Origin of the sequence: Dyadobacter sp. (genome assembly GCF_051859145.1) — a bacterium.
GTDB lineage: Bacteria > Bacteroidota > Bacteroidia > Cytophagales > Spirosomataceae > Dyadobacter.
In genome coordinates this window covers 1-17,443 of record NZ_JBHYGF010000608.1, presented here as the reverse complement: position 1 = coordinate 17,443, position 17,443 = coordinate 1, and the positions used below count along the sequence as shown (strand labels likewise).

Below are 17,443 nucleotides of genomic sequence, written 5' to 3'. Positions count from 1 at the left end.
ATTTTGGATTTATAAGTCGATACTGACTTAGATGGACGAAGGTGCAAAAAAACTTTCTTACTTCCAAATAAATCCGCTTTTAAATGTTTATGCGCGTCCATTGATCAGGAAATGACCGTTTTAACTTTAATTAAGAGTCCAGTATTGCGCGTTTGTTTGATGGTACCTCGTAAAATCAGGATATTTGTTGCGGTTCAATGATGCACCGGATTTTCCCACTTACATGAATATCGTTATCGATTCAGGCAATACTTATTCCAAGGTCGGCTGGTTCCGGGGGGAAAAACTGTTACGCTATACGACGGGATTGAATTTCGAAGAATTGATTGACACGGTTCGAGAGGATAGGCCTGATTACATTCTTTTTTCCTCAGTTAGCTACTCCGAAGAAGCGTTCACAACTGCTCTTCGCTTGACCACGCCGGTTATGGCACTCACTCCGCAATTGCCGCTGCCTATTACAAAGGAATATGATACACCGGAAACTTTGGGAGCGGACCGGATTGCGGCATCTGCGGGCGCTAACTTTCTGTTTCCTGATGAAGACCTGCTGGTAATAGATATGGGAACCTGCATTACCTACGACCTTGTCGATCGCCACGCTGCTTTTCAGGGTGGAATTATTTCGCCTGGTGTCAAAATGCGATTCAAGGCTATGAATTCGTTTACCAAAAGGCTTCCCCTGATCGATCCGGAAAAAGACCCGCAACTCATCGGAAAAAGTACCAGAAATGCAATGCTCAGCGGTGTGATGAACGGCGTGCTCGCAGAAATTGAAGGAATAATTGAAAGATACCGACACAAATACCCCGCATTGCGCGTAGTAATGTGTGGTGGCGATGTTACTTTTTTTGAAAGTAGCCTGAAACCGCCCATCTTTGCGGTGCCGGAATTGGTTGTAATAGGCTTGAACAGAATTTTAACTTATAATGTCTCAATACAGTAAAGTATTACTACTTACATTAACATTAGGACTGGGATGGAGTTGCGCAAATCTTAACGCGCAAGGTCTTGGTAACTCGCCTTATTCATCACTCGGAATTGGTGAGTTTTACGGAGATGCATACTCCGACAACTCGGGAATGGGACAATCAGGGGTAAGTACTGCAAGTGGTTTCCAGATCAACAATTTAAACCCGGCACTCTGGGTCCGCAACCGGTTTACGACGCTTGATGTGGGCCTCGTTACACAGTACAAGGATATTACTGCAGGTTCCGACAGGCAAACCAACTTTGGTGCTAATCTTGCCTACCTTTCTCTTTCATTTCCTGTCAAACCACGGTGGGTAATTGGAGTTAATTTAAAACCTTACAGCTTTGTTGACTATCAGAATGAAGCTATAAAGCCGGTGATAGGAACTGCATCAGTGGCACGTTATATTACGTCGGGTAAGGGTGGTATCAACAAAGCTTCTATCACTAATTCGGTTCAGATCAACAAATACATCAGCGTCGGTCTTGAAAGTAGCTACTTTTTCGGCAATGCCAGAAGATCATCGGATGTAAATCTTGTGATGCCAGGCGAGAATCCTGATGATAATTACCTGGTTAGTTTAAATCAGAGAACAACCTATTCTGATATTGCTTTCAGAGCGGGGGCGGCAGTAAGGATCCCGATCAAGAAGGAAAACAAGCTGAACCTGAACCTCGGCGGCGCATATAGTTTCAGTACCAGCCTGAATGCTGAGAACACAACCACTTTCGAGTTAACACAAGACTCTTTCCCGGTTACATTGCCCGATACCCTTAATAATAACCAGTCAGGTAGTTTGACGATCCCTGAACAATACCAGGTAGGCGCAAGTCTTGAATGGCCTTTCAAGCTGATTCTTTCAGCTGATTACAGCCGGCAGTCTTGGTCGCAGTACCGGAATTACAATAATTTGAGTGAGTCACTCAGAGATGTGAACCGCATTCATCTGGGTGCAGAGTACCTGCCGCGCTTTACTTCGCTTAACTACTTTAACCTGGTACGTTACAGACTTGGTTTCAGCTACGGCAATACGCCTTATGTTGTCGCCGGAAGGAATGTGAATGATACGAATATCAGTCTTGGGTTTACATTCCCGATGGGCCGTGGCTATCAGAATTTCCTTTCATTTGCCTTGATCGGCGGGCAGAGAGGGAACTCCGGAGCAGGACAGGTCAAAGAACGTTATGGCCGCGCGGTACTTGGAATTACATTATTGGAAAGGTGGTTTGTTAAACAAAAACTAGACTAACTATGCCATGGATGCGCTTACTTCTTTCCAGGCTTTCATAAAGCAACACAAGCAATTATCTCCCTTTTACATCGTAATCGTGCTGGGCGTTTTGCTTTCCTCTTGCGAGGACAAAAAGAAAAAAGTAGGCGCGCTCTACACCGGACCTGTTGAAATCATCAGCGATGTGCAGGTAAAGTACAGTGAGCAGGGAAAAATCAAGGTGCTGATGAAAACGCCACGATCACAGCGATTTCAAAATGATAACCAGATCTTCCCGGATACGATCAATATCAGCTTCTACGATACACTTAGCCGCGTTATTACCCGCCTGCGGTCAGATTCAGGAAGGTACGACAAGTCCGCTGATGTTTACATTGTAAAAGGAAATGTGCGCGTCGTGAAATCCGAAACGCAGGAGATTATGACCACTTCCGAGCTCAGCTGGAGTCCGCGTACCAGGAAAGTGTTTACAGACAAACCACTCGCAGTGCGTAACAACAGGACCTCAGAAGTTACCAATGCGATTGGAATGGACGCCGAGCAGGATTTTACCCGCATCAAGTTCAGAAAGGCTACCGGGATCTACAAGTTCAGCGGACCTTAGCGGGCTTTACATTCGGTCAATGCTTCTTCCACAAAAGTGATCGGCGTGTAAACGCTGTCTTTTCCCCACTTCACGGACACGAAAGTTACGATCTCCGCTATTTCAATATCCGTCAACTTCGGGTTTCCCGGCATGGGACGATTGAATTCCTTTCCATTGACCAGGATAGTACCCTCCATTCCATTTCTGATGATACAGGAAAGAAAAGCTTTGTCTTTGAGCAAAGCGGAGCCTTTAATCGGAGGATAAAGATTGGACAATCCTTCCCCGGCGCTCTGGTGACAGTTTGAGCAATGCGTCATATATAACTGCATTCCTTCTACAAAATACTGCTCTGTTTTGAGCTCTTCCTCGTTTTTGCACGATAGAAAGGAGATGCAGCAAAGCAGGAAAGCGATTCGGGACTTGGCAGGAACTCTCAAAGCAGTATCAACTTTCGTACTCTTTCATCAATTTCTTAATATCCCTGATCAAACGCTCGGCTCCTTCGTCCGTTGTGCCGTCGTACATGCCGCGCACATGCTTTTCTTTATCTATCAGGATAAATGCGCCGCTATGCAGGAAACCACCCGCGGAGCCGCTGTCCGTCTCGACCGTAACCATGTAATTGGTCTGCCCGATCTTGAATATTTTCTCCTTGTCGCCTGTCAAAAACTGCCACTGCTTTCCTTCGACACCAAGATCTTTGGCATATTTATTCAGTACCTCCGGTGTGTCGTGTTCAGGATCAATAGAGTGGGAGAGGATCATCACATCGTCATTTCCTTTATATTCATCATAAACCTTGATCATCTGTCGCTTCATTACTGGGCAGATGGTCGGACAGGTAGTAAAGAAAAAGTCGGCTACGTAAATCTTGTTTTCGACCGCTTTTTCCGTGACAGTCTCGCCGTTTTGGTTTACAAAAGAAAAAGGTGGAATTACATTGTAGATCGTATCTACAACTTCCTTTCCGTTCACGGTCTTCGTTGTCCAGTCGCGCTCACCGAGAAGGGGCAGTTTGTCATTGTTATTGCACGACCATAATGCGGCAAAGGAAAGTAGTAATGTGAGGGAAATGCTGAGTGGGTAACTTTTATTAAACTTCATAAAATCTTTACTGTAAGAATGTTGAGGCTTCCTGCATGGATTTCAGCGTGAGCTGTTTCACCTGCAGGATTTTGTCTCTTTCACTTTCAAAATACAAAACCGCCTGTTCAGGTTTAAGCTTTTTAGCCGAATCGCCTCTGTACTCGTGCATCCAGTCCATCATCAGCTTATCCGATTCATTTAGTTTCTGGTTGAGATCAGCTGCCTTGATGCGCTGCTCTGCCATGGTATTGCTGCTCACGCCCACATTACCCAGACTGTCAATCTCCTGTATTTTCTTAGATAGTTTGGATTTAAGCAGCATAATGCTGTCCATCTTCGGCATTACTTCGTCGTGAATTGCCAGCACTTCATTTTCCAGTGTGGCCACCTTATCTTCTTCTTTCTTGGCGCAGCCGGTCAGCAGGCCGATCATGATTGTTATTGCAAAAACGGTTTTCATGAAGAGAGTAATTTTTACGTGGAATTAAATGAATTTTTAACCTTTTAAAATCAACTCCCGTGCATTGAGCAAGACAGCCTCGGAAGGATTATGCCCGCCGATCATCTGCGCGATTTCCTGCACCCGCTCATCGACTGACAGTTTCTTGATTTTACTTACTGTGCGGTCAGAGGAGTGGTCTTTGTACACAAAATAATGTGCATCGCCGCTGCTGGCAATCTGGTGCAAGTGGGTGATGGCGATGATCTGATGGTTTTTGGCCATATTCTGCATCATTTTGCCCATTTGCTTGGCTATTTCGCCCGATACGCCGGTGTCAATTTCGTCAAAGATAATGGTAGGAAGCTTGCGTTTGTCGGCAAGTATGTATTTAATTACCATCATAAGCCGCGAGAATTCGCCGCCCGAGGCTACCTGCCTGAGTTCCTGCGGCGTAATTCCCTTGTTGCCGCTGAACAGGAATGTGACTGCATTGGTACCGGTAGGAGAGGGCGCCGTCTCCGCGATTTGTACTGACAGGTTCGCATTGGGAATTCCCAGTTCAGCCAGCCTTTGGAGGATCAGCTTTTCAATTGCAGGCACTACCTTTTTCCGGCTTTCTGACAAGTTAGCGGCACTTTTAAGCATTGCTTCTCTGGCTTGGTTGGTTGCCGTTTCAGCAGCTTGCAGATCATCGTCAAGGTTCAGTACAACAGTGAGCTTGTTTTGGAGCTCCGCTTCAATGGCGAGCAATTCATCCACTGTCGACACCCGAACTGTTAACCTGATCAATTTCATCGGCAAGGTCGCGCAGTTCGATCAATGCGCTTTGTGCGCGCTGGCGAAGTGTTTCATAACCGCCCACCAGCCTGGCAGCCTGCCCCAATGCGCCAATGGTATTTTTAAGGAAATCAAGTACCGAAGCTTCGGGATTATCGAGGTAAGTATATGCAAGTTGCAGCCGCTCTTTTATTTCAACCGCATTTTCAAGAATGGTCAGCTCTTCTTCCAGCTTCTCCTGCTCACCAGACTTTAAGCTCGCGGTATTGAGTTCCTGAAACAAAAATTGATCGTAGTCAAACTCTTTCCTGAGCTGCCCGGCTTTCTTTTGAAGCTGATCCAGCTTTGCAGCTGCATCACGGTATACCGTGTAATGCTTTGAGTAAGTTTTTAAAAGATTGTAGTTGGTGGCAAAAGAATCAATGACCTGTAACTGAAAATCATTGCTGCCCAGCAAAATCGAATCGTGTTGGGAATGGATGTCCAGCAACTGTCCGCCGATTTTTTTCAGCGTTTCAAGATTGACGGGCGTATCATTGATAAATGCACGCGACTTCCCCGAAACTGCAATCTCTCTGCGGATAATGCATTCCTCTGCAAAGTCGAGGTTTTCCTCTTCAAAGTTCGGTCCGAGATCATAGCCCGTCAGGTTGAAGCTGCCTTCGATCACGCATTTTTCGGAGGAATCATAAAGCGATTTGACGTCAGCGCGGTTACCAAGCAGCAAGCCTATTGCGCCCAGCATAATGGATTTACCTGCGCCGGTTTCCCCGGTTATTATATTTAAACCCTGATCCGGCGACATTTCCAGTTGCTTGATCAGCGCGTAATTCTTGATAAGTAAATTAGAAAGCATGTCTGAATATACTTATGATATTCACAATACGAAAATATAACCGGCGAGTGGCTATGATTTAATGTTCAATGCGGAATTGGCGTCGTAAACAACCTCGTAAAGTTCAGAAATTGACAGCGTGTGCGGGTGACTGCGCGTATCTTCTATCACCAGGCTGTTTTCATTAAAGGTTGTCAGCGTCCCGTAGTAGGTTTTTCCATTGTTTAATACTGCTGTAATTTCCTGCTTCAAAAGCGATGGTAGCTGTGCAGGCAGCTGGGGAGCTGAAATGCGGGCAAGTCTTTTACTCATTTTATAACGAAAGCCGCTGGTAAAGTTGCGTTTTTGTAGGATCAAGGCTTACCAGCAAGTTGTACGCCTGTGCACGCTGCTCGGGTTGGGCCTCAATCAGGATCCGGTAAAGTTCATCTGATTTGGCGTCAAAAAATGCATTTACAACTACACTTGCCGGCCTCAACTGGTTCACTTCCTTTATTGTTGCCAAAAATTCAAGTACTTTGGCGCGTGTCTCGGCGGGATTTTGCGTCGCTACATCCAGTCCCTGCCGGTAGTATTTATACATCCCTTCGCGGAATGGGGTAAACTGCTGGCTCATCAGATTTTCTATCAGCCAATACCTGTTTCTCGAATCACCACCGGAATCCCATCCGCGCTTGTTAGGTGAGGAATTACGTGCCTGGTTTACCAGGTTAAAGGCTTTCTGCACGTACGGCGCGCCGCCCATTCTGCTGAAAGAGTCATAATCAAATATCAGCGCCACGTTTGCGTAGAATGCCAGAATGTACGGGAGTTCTTCGGTATAGCTGTTTTCGTTGAAATAAAGCTGCGTGCTCGGCAGATAAGTGAAGGTAAAATTCTTGTCTATATAGGTAAACAGCACAGTTTCGTAATTGGAATTATAAACCGGCCGCGAAACCACCAGTTGCGCATTCCCTTCATAATTGCCTTGACTTAGTGAACGCGTCAGGTTTACATTCAGCTTGCATTTGATCTTCTCTTCCTTTGCAAACTGATCGTTTGTCCACCGGGTATTATTAAGAAAATCGTTCATGTAAGTTTGCAGCTGGCTCATGGATTGCGGATCTGTTTTTTGCTGCGCAACAAGCTGCTCGTAGTTCAGGTTTACGGTAAACTGAAATTCCTGTGCTGATACATACCTGGGGCAGCATAGAGCCAGAAATACTGTAAATACCGATAAAATACGTTTCATGCTTCGCTCCATTTATCAATCACAATTTGTAGGATATCCCTGGCAACTTCCTCTTTTGATTTCAGTTCAAAGAGGCGCTTTGTACCATTCTTTTCAATAACGGTAATTTTGTTTGTATCGTGCGCAAAACCTGCACCTGCATCATTGAGGGAATTTAAAACAATGTAGTCAAGATTTTTGCGGGCCAGCTTTTCGGCGGCATTCTGCATTTCATTTTCGGTTTCAAGTGCAAAACCGATCAATAGCTGTTTTTCACTTTTATGGAGGCCGAGTGTTCCGGCTATATCCTGTGTTTTCGTCAGTTCAAGTACCATTTCACTTCCCCGCTTTTTGATCTTCTGATCGGCGACGTATTTGGGCGTATAATCAGCGACTGCGGCTGAAAAAATGACCAGGTCCTGTTCCGAAAAATACTTTTTTGTTTCGTCCAGCATTTCACCCGCAGTAGTTACCTGAATGCGGTTTACACCCGGGATTTCCTTCATCTGCGTAGGCCCGCTCACCAGGGTAACCCGCGCGCCGGCAGCTGAAAATGCGGCCGCAAGTGCATAGCCCATTTTGCCGGAAGAGTGATTACTGATAAAGCGGACAGGATCGAGGGGCTCGATAGTCGGGCCAGCAGTAATAAGTACTCTTTTGTTTTTGGCAATCGGCTCTTGTGCAAAGTAGTTGCTCAGTTGTAAAATGATCGTTTCCGGCTCGGCCATTCTTCCGTCACCTGTAAGCCCGCTCGCCAGTTCACCATATTCAGGTTGGATAAAATTGTTTCCAAAATTGGATAGCGAGCTGATATTCTGTTTTGTGGACGGATGATGAAACATATCCAGGTCCATTGCAGGTGCAAAAAATACCGGGCAGCGCGCGGAAAGGTATACTGCTGTGAGCAGATCGTCACAGTTGCCAATTGCGCATTTTGAAAGAGTACGTGCGGTAGCGGGGGCAATGACGATTGCATCAGCCCAGAGTGCGAGATCAACGTGGTTGTTCCATTTACTGCCATCACCATTTGTAAATGTGCTGTAAACCGGATTTTTGGAAAGTACCGAGAGCGTGAGCGGAGTTATAAATTCGGTGGCAGCTTTGGTCATTACTACCTGTACCGTCGCTCCGGCTTTCACCAGAAGTCTGACCAGCAAAGCGGATTTATAGGAGGCGATGCTTCCGGAAACACCAACCAGGATCTTTTTGTCTTTGAGGTTCAAAGGCTAAGAAGTTAAAATCGGAACAATAACAGGCTTCTGAGTATCCTGCAAAAGTTTTCTGCAAGGTATAAAATAAGAAACCAGCCACAATGTAAATCGGGGCTGGTTTCTCATTATCAATGCTTGTTATTCTTCGTCAGTTCCGGTACGGTAGCTGCTGTAAGTTTTACCTTCGATAAATTCATCGATTGCAATGCTGCCTGCTTTCGGCATACGCTCGTAGAACTTCGAAATCTCGATCTGCTCCCTGTTTTCAAATACCTCTTCGAGATTATCTACACCCGAGGCAAACTCAGCAAGCTTATTGTTAAGCTCTTCTTTCATTTTGCTTGAAATCTGGCGCGCGCGTTTTGAAATAACGGATACAGATTCGTACAGGTTACCGGTAACGTCGGCTATTTTATCGGTGTCCCGTGTAATGATCGATGGATTAGTTGCCATGATTGTCTTATATAGTTTGAAAAATTCTAAATCTGTTAATGTAATTTACTGACCCTTTGGTTCCGCAATAGCAGGAGTTGTAACCCTGGTTGGTGCATTTGCAGGTTCAGGCTGGGTTTCTTTCAGCTTCTGTCTCTCGAGTTCTGCTTTTGCAATAACTTCTATCTGCTTCTGACTGTCATCAAACATCTTCTCAGCGTCCCGGTTATACCTTCCTGTCGGATATTTGTCAACCAGTTCCTGATAAAACTTCACAACATCCTGATAACGTTCCTTTTGTTTATCAATAAAGCTGTTTGTTGCCAGGTTGTACTGCGATTCCACTTTCAGGAATGCAAGTTCTTCATTGTACCGGGAGTCAGGAAAATCTCTCTTAAAGTTCTCAATGGAGATCACTGCCGATTTTAGTGAAACAATATTGAAGTCGCTGATCTTATAATATAGTTTCGCACGTTCGTAAGCTTTTCTTTCCAGCTTGGCCCGTAGTTCAAGGATATACTTGGTACATTCATCACGGAACTCGCTGTCAGGATAAGTATTGATAAAATCCTGCATAGCTGAAATCGCCGTGTGCGTGCTCGCCTGGTCCAGGTTGTAAGGCGAAGAATCTTTATAAAGCGAAAACGCGTGCATATAATAGGCTTCCTGCGCGTAATCGCTGCGTGCGTAAGTGTCGTAAAACTTCTTGAATAGGAACTGACTGGTGTTGTACTGGCCCTGTTGATACTGTGAGTATGCGTAGTAAAACTGGGCTAGTTCCGATTCTGTGCTACCTTTCAGCAGCGGGATAAGTTCTTCAAACAAAAGGCCGGATCTGTAAAAATCACCCTTTTTGTAGTATGCCATTGCGGCGTCGTATTTCTCCTGGTCAGTCCCTGTTTTTTGTAATCGGGAGAATTTGCTACAAGAAGTAGTGAGAAGCAGAACTGAAATAAAAAGCAAGAAATAGCTTGCAGGACTGTTTTTTCGCATATTAGCTGCAAAGGTAATAAAAAAAGCTACACCATTCATAACGAAAGCGTAGCTGATCTAGTGTTAATTAGTAACCTATTGCTGATGGCGAACAAGCATTTTTTTAGTGGCTACTTTCTTTCCATCAACAGACAGTTGGTAAAAGTACAGGCCGGTTGGCATGTCCCTGGTGTTCACCCGAAGCTTTCTGTCGTTCTTGTTCAATGTAAACTGATCCATCTGCGATCCTAAAACGTTGTAGAAGATCAGTTTAGCTTCCCTTACTGCCGGCGAAATATTAAAGTCGAGTTCCGCATATTCGCTGGCTGGATTGGGATAAATATTGGATACTGAAATCTTGTCATTTACGTAAAGCAACTCTTCCACTTTGGCCTGCGCCTCTACCGCATTGATTCTTTTTTCGCCCCCCTTTTCTACTGCCTCCGAGGCAAGCAGATTATTGCTGTCAGAATTGGAAGAATTTGAAAATAAGAATGAAGTGTAGAAGTTATTAAGTGCTTTTGGATTTTGTAAAGAAAGTGGTTTGTAACTGAGTCCTGCGGGCATAACCGCAAACTTTAAGTTGTCGGAGGTAACTGGTTTCTTCTTTCCAACGATATTCAACCGGCTCCCTCCTGAGACAGATTGGGCATTTAATCCCTCAAAACAGAGGGCAAATGCGATGACCATATGTAAGCAAAGTATATATTTTCTCATAGCTGGTATTCAGATACTTATTGACTAATTTTTTAGAATTTAGTTAAAAAGTACACTACAAAAATATAGAGAAATAATTGTATATTCAATATATATTGTGTGAACGGCTAACTTTATTTTTTTAACGTAAAAAACCGTGCCGTACACCTCACCAACTTCTCCTTGCACCCATTTTTTATAGCTCCGCCCAGATTGTCTTTTCCCTGGTTGGTTTCTCTTTGATCCGCCAGCTGAATCCGTCAAGCTGCCGCTCTGCCGGCTTGATCTTCGCCGGAGGTATCAGCTTCCCGTCCGGTTTGCCGATGAATGATATTTTCTGAACCCGATTGTCTTCAAAAAGCAGGTTCATCCGCCCGCATTCAACCCGGTTAAGACCTATACTTTTTTGTTTGTCGTCGATCGCATAATAGGCACTTTCGCCATTTCCGTCAACCAGAACCTGTTTAAGCTTATTCCCCTTATCAAAGAATGCATTGATCGTGCGACCTTTGACCTGATTGAACTGGCGAACGAGGGTATCTTCTGTAATGACAAACGATTTCCCTTTAAGCAACATCCTGTTAATTTCATTGTTGACCAGGAACGCTGTAATGGAGTCGGCTTCCATTTGGTAGTGTTGCTGGCTCCACAAAATCGGCTGCCGGAAAAACCGGATCACCGAATCGGCCGTGTTATAACTGATCGAGTCGCATTTGCCCTGAAAATCAGCTTTGTATATAAACACATTTTTGTTTCCTATCAATTTACGCGTCGAGTCGGCTGCATTCTCGTAAGAATAAAGCGTATCTGCCCGGATGTACAGCGTGTCGTCTGACACCACATTCCTGACGTAGGCGTGACCAAAAATCTTAGAATAACCCTTCGATTTCCAGTAGTAGCCTTCGTCGCCGTTTAAGACCGTTTTGTCCTTTTTTGCAACAATAACCACATTCCCTTTACCCTGTCCGTTGTTGGTTTTCCCATCAACCACAAGCGAGTCAGCGGTGAGTGTATACGTTTCATTATCCACCGTTGTTCTTTTGTGAAAAGACGACTGTGTCGACTCGGTATTATACTGGCCCCTGGTCCCAACCACCGTACCGTCTTTGTTCACAATTTTAGTTGGTCCATTGAAGTAAGACCACTTGGTTAGTGAGTTGTAAAGCAACGTATCGGTTGTGAGCGTGTACTTTTTATTGACCAGCTTCACATTCCGGTAATAGGTAAATTCCTTGGTGGCAGTATTGTAAAACCCTTCTTTACTTGTCAGCACATTCTCTTCGTCAACTGTCCTGCCAGGTTGCTTGTAATAGGCGATTCCATTGCCCATTTCGTATTCAATCTTGCGGGTAGTCAGGGTTCGTTTGCTATCTTTCAAAACGGTTTTTCGTCCGCTCACAATTGCCAGTCTGGTATTTCCGTAATAGTAGAGCGTATCGCCTGTCACCGTAACAGTATCCCCCTGCACAATTTTTACATTCCCGAAAGCTTCAATGACGTTCGTGCTGATATTCTGGATCGCGAGATTGCTGTATAAAAGAGCGCCTTTGTGTTTGAAAACGCCATTAATCACGCGTCGGGAATCGACACCATTTGCATTGATAATTTCAAGTTCATCCGATTTGAGGATCTCTACCAGATCTTCACTTGAACCGGCATTATTTTGAGCCAATGCATTGAAAGACAGAATGCCAGATAAAAAAAACAGTAAGGTAAAGAACGTTCGGTTATTGATATATCCTTTGATATTGATGACGCGTGAAAGTTTAAAAGAGTTGCAGCCGCTATCGTAATTTTTTTTCTCCATGTTACTGTTCTTTCCTTTACCTTTGAAATCACCTCAGTTGCTATACCGGGGCATTCCAGGCGAGGGTTGATCTATCTGGTTGTTTCAAAAGTACATCAAATACGTTTTTGAGGTTCAACGTGGATTCTTTTTTAACTTTTATTAACCAACACCGGCTGGATTTAAATAGCAGTCCATGTTTGCTGACGGTGAGTGGGGGAGTGGATTCGGTTGTGATGCTGCATTTGTTTCAGAAGGCCGGATTTCCAGTCGGTGTGGCGCACTGTAACTTCGGATTAAGAGGAGAAGAATCGGAAGGGGATGAGCACTTTGTAAAAGCGCTTGCCGAAGCATATCATCTTCCATTTTATTCCAAACGTTTCAACACCAAATCTTTTGCCAGGGAAAAGCACATCTCCACGCAAATGGCCGCCCGCGACTTGCGCTACGCATGGTTTGAAGAACTCAGACTCACCCACAATTACACATACATTGCTACCGCCCATCACGCCAGCGACTCCCTTGAAACCACGCTTCTGAACCTTGTGCGTGGAACTGGGTTATCAGGTCTACACGGCATTTCGGGCATTAACAACCACCTTATCCGACCATTGCTGCTCGCCACAAAGGAGCAAATTCTGACCTATGCACGGGAAAATGGGCTGCAATGGAGAGAAGACAGGTCCAATGAATCAGATGATTACAAACGCAATCTGCTCAGACATAAGGTTGTTCCTGTCTTGCAACAGCTTAATCCATCGCTGGAAGCCACATTCATCCAATCCTCAGCAAAGCTTCAAAGCGCTGACCTTCTGCTGAAAGCAATGCTGAATGAATGGGCGAAAGGAGTTGTGGTGGAGGAAAGAGGCCAGTTCCGGATTTCCAAGCAAGAGCTGAGTTTAGAAAATCAACCAGCATACCGGCTCTGGCATGTGCTGGACAAGTTCGGCTTTTCTTTTCAGCAGTCGACACAGATCATAGCAGGTTTATCCGGTCTTTCCGGCAAGAGATTTTTATCAGATACGCATCAATTATTAATCGATCGGGAGTACCTGATTATCCAGGAGAAAATTGGCGACAATGCAAATACCAGTTTTTTAATAGATAAACGGGAAGGCAAATTCAACTTCGGAAGCATTTCTTTAATCCTTTCACACAACCCGGAAGATTCAGATCTTCCGGTCTCTCATACTGCTCATTCCGCATTCATTAATGCCGATAAGGTCAAACTTCCCCTTACTGTCAGAAGGTGGCAGCAAGGCGATATTTTTCAGCCTTTCGGTATGCAGGGAAAGAAAAAGAAGCTCAGCGACTTCTTTACAGATCTGAAAATGGACTTGTTCACGAAGCAAAATACATTTCTCCTGGTAAACGGAAACCAGGAAATAATCTGGGTAATTGGTTTACGATTAGATGAGCGTTACCGAATTGAAGAAGATACCGTGAATGTCTTGCAGATTAGGGCGATTGTGGAGGATGGGTAATGCCAATCTGGTAATCGTCGCGACAATCCACATCTTCTGCTTTGTGGATTCCGTAAATAGGTAAATAGCAGTTATATTGACTTTGCTATTGTAGCCTAACAAGTTTGCCGGTAATATGAGCTGCTCGTCGAAGCGTGTTTTGAGTTTCCTTCTGGGATTCTTTACTTGTCTTTTTGCCAATTTGCAAGCCGATCCCATTGTCTCCCATCAGGCCTTATTCAAAAAGGCAATGGCGGAGCAAACTGTGGGACAAGTTGTATCTTTTGGCCGCAAAGCTTGCGCAACAGCGATCAGGCAAAACAATATCCAGGATGCTGCGAACTACTACCTTGAATTAGGTAAGGTATTTTACAACCGGGGTAACTACCTGCCGGGGATAGCCCAGGCGCTGGCCGGTCTAAGAGTCATTGATCGCTTCAGAGTACAAAATGATACATTGAAGTTTAAGCATTTTTCACTACTGGCAGCATTTTACAGCCGGTTACCCATGCATGATTCGGCGACCTACTGGTTTACGAGATCCAGTGACTGGCTGAAACAACAGCCCATTGTTTCGAAAACCATCCCTGCGGAGGTTTGCGGACATTATCTCAACCAGGCGCTTTTTCACAGTTGGACCGGCGATTTTGGCAGATCGGCAAAATATCTTCATGAAGCATTAGTGTTGTCAAAAGAAGCCAAGAGTATCCGCCTTGAATCCATTGTTTACAATTATCTGGGAAACAGTTACTACAAAGCGGAAAATTTCATTCTGGCTGATCAATATTACAGAAAAGCGCTGGCGGGCTACAAGCCTGGTTCTCTGGACAAGTGCTGGGGTGAAATTATCCTGGCAAACAACCTCCGGGCAAAAGGAAATGCGTCCAGGGCAATTCTGCAAATCCAGCGTGCGCAAAGGTTATATGAGCAGATCGTAAGAAAAGATCCATTACAATATGATTTCGACTTCGAAATACAATCGGCCAACTATCTCGCGCAATGTTTCCGGCTAAACCATGACCTTAATGCGGCAGAGAAAGCATTTAAAACCTGCATTGACTTGCACAGGAAGGCTGGGCAAAAGCAAGGGGAATTTCTTGCATTCAGCTGGGTTGGGCTGGCACGGATAGCGTTGGAAAAGCAACAGGCAGATGCTGCGCTGGGGTATGCCAAAGAAGGAATAGATGCTTCCAGATATCCCGACGGAAGTAAGAAAACCGCTTTTCCTGCAATGGCCAGTGAGAAAGCCCATTATGAAGCGCTGCTTGTTTCCGCAGAGGCAAAACGGACGAAATGGGAAAAGTCGCAGGACCTGGAAGCGCTTGTCGCAACGGTGCTCTCTTATAACGAAAGCCTGCATGCGGCGGCTAGGCTGCGCCGGAATATGGTCCCGGTGGAATCAAAGCACTTCCACATTGAAAAAGTCGCCAAAAGCACGGATGCAGCGGTGCGCCTGTGTTATGAGCTATTTGTAAAAACAAAATCCGAACGCTGGAAGAGCCTGCTGTTCGACCTCACAGAACGAAACCGCAGCATGGTGATTTCCGATCTGCTGCACGAAAAATACCGTGTTGTCAAAGAAGTGCCATCACAAGTCATCACGATCGAACGCTCGCTCAGGCAGCGGACCTCCGACCTGAAAAAACGATTAGCTGCAAGCCATTCAAAAAGGGACACGGACAGCTTGCTTGCACTTGTTAATACATTGGATGTGCAGTCCTTTAATTTCCTGGACAGCCTGGAAAGGGAGTTTAAGCCCTATTACGCGCTCAAATATGATTTCAGGGAAATGAGCCTGGGAAGCCTTACGGCCAGGCTGGACAGAGAAACTGCTTATCTGTCCTTTTTTCTTGACGCAAAGTACATATACTGTATTCTGGTCCACGATGGTATCAGCGAAGTGAAGCGGGTGCCGGTACCTGTGCGGTTTCCGCGACTGGTCATGGAGCTCCGGCAGGCGCTTGTGGCTGACCCGGTGATGTTTGCTTTTTCGGGCCAAAGCCAGTCGGCTGAACTTTATGAAACGCTGGTCAGTCCATTCGTAAAATCAGTAAAATCGGCAACGCGACTGATTATCGCGCGTGACGGGATATTGCATTATCTACCTTTTGAAGTACTCGCTCCGAAAAGTGAAACGGATCAGTTTCTCGGAAGGCACTACGCGATCAGTTACAGCTATTCAGCCAGGCTTACATTTGACGGAGAAAATCGGTTTGACGGTGCTCCGAAGGTCCTGGGCTACGCGCCTTTCGCAGGTGACTTGGTACCCGATTCATCGAAGCTGATCAGTTCACTTTCAGAAGTGAATGCGTGGAAGGGAAAGTTTTTTACGGATTCTTCTGCCACAAAAGCGTCGCTATATCGGAATGTCAATGAAGCAGATGTGCTGCTGCTCGCTACACATGCGATTGCGGATGTCAAAACACCGGAAAATTCATTCATCGCATTTCATCCCGAAGCGCCCGACAGCTTGCTATACGCCACCGAGATTGTTAATATGCCGCTGGAAAAGTTGCGGCTGGTTGTGTTGAGCGCGTGTGAGGGTCATGAGGGCTCTTTTAATAAAGCAGAAGGATTGCTAAGCCTGGCCAGGGCATTCCGGATTGCAGGCTGTAAAACCATTTTGACCACTTCCTGGAAGGCTCAAAGCGAGAGTATTTCCGAATTCTCGAAGTTATTCCACCAGTTCTTGCGGGAAGGGCATCCCGCGGACGTTGCGCTTCTGAAAACCCGCCAGCGGTTCTTTGAAGATCCCCGGCTGCTGAAATGGGCCCACCCATATTACTGGGCAAACTTTGCATTAATCGGCAATGCAGCGGTGATCTATCCGCCTCAAACGGGCTATGATCCCTGGTTTTACGGCGCGGGTGCATTGCTTCTGGCCGCATTCTCGTTCCAGGCATTCAGACGATCAACTATTGTCCGTCCATTGTGATCTTTTCAGGTGCCACCAGATTTTCCACCGCTCGATCGCGGGCACATAGTATTCTCTGGAACTTTGAAGCTGCTGATAGGTGTCGCTCGCTTTGCTGGTCTGGTCGTTTTTGAGATAACAGATCACCAGATGCCATTGTGCCGCTTCCTTAAAATAGGGGCGGAGATTGTCATAAGTCAGCACCTTCTCAAACCGTTGCTGTGCCAACTGTGACTGGCCTTCCGCCAGGTAAGATTGCCCTTCGAAAAACAGGTCGAAAGCCTGCTTTTTGGCAAGCGAAAGATCATTCGTGGAGTCTGCTTTGAACTTTGTCCGGAAGTCGCGCAGAATGCTCAGGTCGTTTTCCTGCTCAGGCAACCGGAGCGGGGCGTAAGCAAGGAAAAGGATGAAGGCTGCACATGCTGCGGCTGCAAAGCTCCCTGACATGGCGATGATACGCGTCGTCTTTCTTTTGGATCGGCTTCCTTCCCTTAACTTCTGTAAAGTCGCCTTTGCATTTTTTTCAAATCTAACTTCTTCCAGGAGCGATATGCCTGCACGAAGACTTTGGGCCTCCCTGGCAAAATCTTCATCTTCTTTCATTTCTTTTTCAAAAAAAAGTTTCTCTTCATGGGATAACATGCCGGTCCAGTATTTCTCGATCCATTCCCATTCTTCCAATTGTCCAACAGGGCGTTTCATAGCTGCGGATTGATAAAATTTCCTAATTTCTGTAAACAATGATACTTCTGCGCTTTGGCCGACTTTGCATTTTTCAGTCCCACCATCACAGCGATGTCCTCCATGGACCATCCATCCATAAATG

Annotated in this window: 16 protein-coding genes and 1 pseudogene; 5 read left to right on the top strand and 12 right to left on the bottom strand. The window is 45.5% G+C overall.

Going from position 1 to position 17,443, the window contains the following annotated elements:
• Positions 1 to 184: 184 nt before the first annotated feature.
• The 3 genes from ACTIE6_RS27375 to lptC are packed head-to-tail and all read left to right on the top strand — an operon-like array spanning position 185 to position 2,808.
• On the top strand, positions 185 to 946 hold the full coding sequence (locus ACTIE6_RS27375) for a type III pantothenate kinase (protein WP_439559663.1): 762 nt from the start codon (positions 185 to 187) through the stop codon (positions 944 to 946).
• The gene (locus tag ACTIE6_RS27370; RefSeq protein ID WP_439559662.1) at positions 930 to 2,222 is read left to right on the top strand and encodes an OmpP1/FadL family transporter; all 1,293 of its coding nucleotides are present in this window, start codon (positions 930 to 932) and stop codon (positions 2,220 to 2,222) included. Before ACTIE6_RS27375 ends, ACTIE6_RS27370 begins: the two co-directional genes overlap by 17 nt.
• Before the next feature lie 7 nt (positions 2,223 to 2,229).
• Positions 2,230 to 2,808 (top strand): LPS export ABC transporter periplasmic protein LptC, encoded by a 579-nt coding sequence (gene lptC, locus ACTIE6_RS27365; protein WP_439559661.1) that lies wholly within the window; start codon positions 2,230 to 2,232, stop codon positions 2,806 to 2,808.
• Here the strand turns inward: lptC and ACTIE6_RS27360 are convergent.
• From ACTIE6_RS27360 to ACTIE6_RS27310, 11 genes and pseudogenes are all read right to left on the bottom strand, one after another.
• Positions 2,805 to 3,230 (bottom strand): c-type cytochrome, encoded by a 426-nt coding sequence (locus tag ACTIE6_RS27360; protein ID WP_439559660.1) that lies wholly within the window; start codon positions 3,228 to 3,230, stop codon positions 2,805 to 2,807. The two genes, lptC and ACTIE6_RS27360, sit on opposite strands and share 4 nt — an antisense overlap.
• Positions 3,231 to 3,237: 7 nt before the next feature.
• On the bottom strand, positions 3,238 to 3,897 hold the full coding sequence (locus ACTIE6_RS27355; protein WP_439559659.1) for an SCO family protein: 660 nt from the start codon (positions 3,895 to 3,897) through the stop codon (positions 3,238 to 3,240).
• A gap of 7 nt (positions 3,898 to 3,904) precedes the next feature.
• Entirely contained in the window at positions 3,905 to 4,339 is a 435-nt protein-coding gene (locus ACTIE6_RS27350) for a viral A-type inclusion protein (protein ID WP_439559658.1), read from the bottom strand.
• Between the two features lie 36 nt (positions 4,340 to 4,375).
• Positions 4,376 to 5,954: pseudogene (locus tag ACTIE6_RS27345) on the bottom strand (DNA repair protein RecN).
• Between the two features lie 51 nt (positions 5,955 to 6,005).
• The gene (locus tag ACTIE6_RS27340) at positions 6,006 to 6,245 is read right to left on the bottom strand and encodes a hypothetical protein (RefSeq protein ID WP_439559657.1); all 240 of its coding nucleotides are present in this window, start codon (positions 6,243 to 6,245) and stop codon (positions 6,006 to 6,008) included.
• A gap of 1 nt (position 6,246) precedes the next feature.
• Entirely contained in the window at positions 6,247 to 7,164 is a 918-nt protein-coding gene (locus ACTIE6_RS27335; RefSeq protein WP_439559656.1) for a DUF4835 family protein, read from the bottom strand.
• Positions 7,161 to 8,366: a bifunctional phosphopantothenoylcysteine decarboxylase/phosphopantothenate--cysteine ligase CoaBC gene (gene coaBC / locus ACTIE6_RS27330; protein ID WP_439559655.1), complete on the bottom strand. Its 1,206-nt coding sequence runs from the start codon at positions 8,364 to 8,366 to the stop codon at positions 7,161 to 7,163. The genes ACTIE6_RS27335 and coaBC overlap by 4 nt, the downstream gene beginning before the upstream one ends.
• Positions 8,367 to 8,492: 126 nt before the next feature.
• Positions 8,493 to 8,807 (bottom strand): DNA-directed RNA polymerase subunit omega, encoded by a 315-nt coding sequence (locus ACTIE6_RS27325; RefSeq protein ID WP_439559654.1) that lies wholly within the window; start codon positions 8,805 to 8,807, stop codon positions 8,493 to 8,495.
• Between the two features lie 45 nt (positions 8,808 to 8,852).
• Positions 8,853 to 9,779: an outer membrane protein assembly factor BamD gene (locus ACTIE6_RS27320; protein ID WP_439559653.1), complete on the bottom strand. Its 927-nt coding sequence runs from the start codon at positions 9,777 to 9,779 to the stop codon at positions 8,853 to 8,855.
• Positions 9,780 to 9,854: 75 nt separating this feature from the next.
• Positions 9,855 to 10,325 carry a T9SS type A sorting domain-containing protein gene (locus ACTIE6_RS27315; protein WP_439559652.1) on the bottom strand — a complete coding sequence of 157 codons (471 nt, stop codon included), beginning with the start codon at positions 10,323 to 10,325 and terminating at the stop codon, positions 9,855 to 9,857.
• A 325-nt stretch (positions 10,326 to 10,650) separates the two neighbouring features.
• A complete protein-coding gene (locus ACTIE6_RS27310; RefSeq protein ID WP_439559651.1) occupies positions 10,651 to 12,261 on the bottom strand; it encodes an OstA-like protein in 1,611 nt (536 codons plus the stop codon).
• A 188-nt stretch (positions 12,262 to 12,449) separates the two neighbouring features.
• On the opposite strand from ACTIE6_RS27310, the gene tilS reads away from it, so the two are divergent.
• Positions 12,450 to 13,724 carry a tRNA lysidine(34) synthetase TilS gene (gene tilS, locus ACTIE6_RS27305; protein ID WP_439559664.1) on the top strand — a complete coding sequence of 425 codons (1,275 nt, stop codon included), beginning with the start codon at positions 12,450 to 12,452 and terminating at the stop codon, positions 13,722 to 13,724.
• A 229-nt stretch (positions 13,725 to 13,953) separates the two neighbouring features.
• Positions 13,954 to 16,638, top strand: a complete 2,685-nt coding sequence (locus ACTIE6_RS27300) for a CHAT domain-containing protein (protein ID WP_439559650.1) — start codon at positions 13,954 to 13,956, stop codon at positions 16,636 to 16,638.
• Here the strand turns inward: ACTIE6_RS27300 and ACTIE6_RS27295 are convergent.
• Positions 16,615 to 17,319, bottom strand: coding sequence for a hypothetical protein (locus ACTIE6_RS27295; protein ID WP_439559649.1), 705 nt, complete (start codon positions 17,317 to 17,319; stop codon positions 16,615 to 16,617). The genes ACTIE6_RS27300 and ACTIE6_RS27295 overlap by 24 nt on opposite strands.
• Between the last annotated feature and the right edge of the window lie 124 nt (positions 17,320 to 17,443).